The organism is Chamaesiphon sp. VAR_69_metabat_338 (assembly GCF_031423935.1).
GTDB lineage: Bacteria > Cyanobacteriota > Cyanobacteriia > Cyanobacteriales > Chamaesiphonaceae > Chamaesiphon.
Genome location: NZ_JANPGM010000126.1, coordinates 1 through 2365, shown reverse-complemented (window position 1 = coordinate 2365; position 2365 = coordinate 1). Strand labels below are relative to the sequence as shown.

General features: G+C 51.7%; 2 protein-coding genes and 1 pseudogene. 2 read left to right on the top strand and 1 reads right to left on the bottom strand.

What is annotated here, in order from left to right; genetic code table 11:
* Both RMO84_RS03635 and glp read left to right on the top strand, forming a co-directional pair.
* Nucleotides 1-487, top strand: a pseudogene (locus tag RMO84_RS03635) (hypothetical protein); the annotation flags it as partial.
* Between the two features lie 130 nt (nucleotides 488-617).
* Nucleotides 618-1850: a gephyrin-like molybdotransferase Glp gene (gene glp / locus RMO84_RS03630; protein ID WP_310487094.1), complete on the top strand. Its 1233-nt coding sequence runs from the start codon at nucleotides 618-620 to the stop codon at nucleotides 1848-1850.
* 13 nt (nucleotides 1851-1863) lie between these two features.
* On the opposite strand, the gene RMO84_RS03625 is transcribed toward glp, so the two are convergent.
* Complete coding sequence (locus tag RMO84_RS03625) at nucleotides 1864-2130, bottom strand: hypothetical protein (protein WP_310487093.1); 267 nt, start codon at nucleotides 2128-2130, stop codon at nucleotides 1864-1866.
* Nucleotides 2131-2365: the final 235 nt, after the last annotated feature.

Genomic DNA, 2365 nt, shown 5'->3' with positions numbered 1-2365 from the left:
AGCGATTACTGCCTACTCCGCGCAAAAATTGCGTGTAGACAAAGAGCAGTTTTTAGATACGCCCATCGGCCAAATTTATTTAGCCACAATGCTCGATCGCGTCCGCGCCATTCAAGCGCGGCAAGCACTCAGCGAGATCGTCTTTCCCGTCGGCGGCACCAGCGGTACTGTCAGCGGCACCCTCAAACCGGGCGAAGGCAAAGCCTACATTGCTAGTTTAGTTGGCGGTCAGGAGATTGCTGCCAATATTCACGCCGATGCACCGATTAACTTGGCGATTTATCCACCGACAACCAATCTCCCCGCCATCCTCACCACCACCCCCACCCAGAATTGGTCTGGTAAAACTAGCGTCAACGGCTATCACGAATTTGTCTTAGTTTCCCATAGCGATCGCGCCATTCCTTACCAATTTAAACTCACTGCTGCAAATCTCAAATCTACTGATGTCCGGCAACCCAAGACCGATCGACAACCGCTGTTTTAGGGAATAGTGGATAGGGAATAGGGAATAGTGGATAGTGGATAGTGGATAGAGGGTCTGGGCGGCAAATATCATTTTCCTCCAAATCCCCGCTCCCAACTCCCAACTTCCCACTCCCCACTCCCCACTCCCTATGCTCCCCGTTTCCCAAGCCGAACAGACGATTCTCGATTTAGTCCGACCTGTTAGCGTTACCGAATCTGTCGATCTGACACTCGCAACCGATCGAATTCTCGCCGCTGCGATCGAGAGTAGATTGGACTTTCCCCATTGGGATAACTCGGCGATGGATGGCTATGCCGTCAAATTTGCCGACGTGCGATCGAGTACGCCCAAGCATCCAATTACTCTAGAAGTTGTCGAGGAGATTCCGGCTGGCTATCAGCCGCAACGAGAGCTGCAATCTGGCGAAGCGGCGCGGATCTTTACCGGCGCGATCGTCCCTGCGGGTGCGGATACGATCGTCATGCAAGAGCATACCCAACGCGTCCAAAAAAACTTTGTCAAAATTCAGATCGCCCCGACAGCGAGATCGTTCGTCCGCCAGCGGGGTGAATACGCGCGGATGGGCGATCGACTTCTAGCTGCGGGGACAGTGTTAAATCCCGCCGAAATAGCGATTTTAGCCGCCACAGGATGCGATCGAGTCGAGGTATACCGGCGTCCGCGCGTCGCCATCCTGTCCACTGGCGATGAATTGGTATCACCTAGCAACAACCTCAAACCCGGCCAAATTGTCGATTCTAATCAATATGCGATCGCGGCTTTCGTGCAGCAAGCTGGTGGGATTCCAATCTGTATGGGAATTATCCCCGACGATCGGGCAAAATTGACCGCTGCGATGTCTGAAGCGATCGAAGCAGCGGATTTTGTCATCTCGACTGGTGGCGTCTCTGAGGGCGATTATGACTATGTAGAGGCGATCTTAGGCGAACTGGGTGGAGATATTCAGATTCGCAGTGTAGCTATTAAACCGGGCAAGCCATTGACTGTAGCTCAGTTCAATCGCGAATCTCACTCAGTTGTTTATTTTGGGTTGCCAGGAAATCCCGTGTCGGCTTTGGTGAGTTGCTGGCGATTTGTGAAGCTGGCGATCGCCAAATTTTCGGGTTTACCGGAGCCTGAATGGCGATCGACCTGGCTGGATGTCACGACTACTCAAGACTTGCACGCTGACGGCCAGCGAGAAACCTATCTCTGGGGTCAGTTGGCACTCAGCGACGGACGCTATCAATTTAGTTTGGCTGGCGGCACTCAGAGTTCGGCAAATTTAATTAATCTCGCAGGTACCACTGCCCTCGCAATGATACCTGTAGACACGACCGCGATCGCCGCTGGATCTACAGTCCGAGTGTTGGTACTGTAGATTGCGACCGATCTTAAGGTTTGGATTTAATCCGAATTGGTACTAACTGCGCGGCCAAGCGATCGCGCTCTGCTGCGAGCTGGTTTTGGAGCAAGATGGCAAATATCATCGAGCAAGGCATGCCAAAAGCGATGATGCCCATTAAGACATCGGCTAATTGGTTGGACTGAACCAAGCTGCTGGCCTCAGGCGCGATTGAATGTTGGGTTTGGGAGTGGTGGAGTGATGATACTGTCGGTGCCGCGATCGCCGATGCAGCCATCGGGCAGATCGATAGCATAAGGCCAAACCAAACAGGAGTCAGGTGTTTCATGATGATGGTGAGGATGCTTGATGAAAAATTCGATATTTAACAATACCATCTTATGAGCAATATGCTAGATCGTTTAAATATTACTAAAACTTATTAATTGTTCGTTTGGGGTCGATCGATTGCCAGGAGGCGATCGATCGAGATCTCATGCTAAGTCTGGCTTGTAAAACTCATTAACCTTGCCCTCACCCCCAGCCCCTCT

Bases quoted from the DNA above. Each gene is read 5' to 3' on its own strand.
- RMO84_RS03625 (WP_310487093.1), bottom strand. From the start codon at position 2,130: ATGCTATCGATCTGCCCGATGGCTGCATCGGCGATCGCGGCACCGACA.
- glp (WP_310487094.1), top strand. From the start codon at position 618: ATGCTCCCCGTTTCCCAAGCCGAACAGACGATTCTCGATTTAGTCCGA.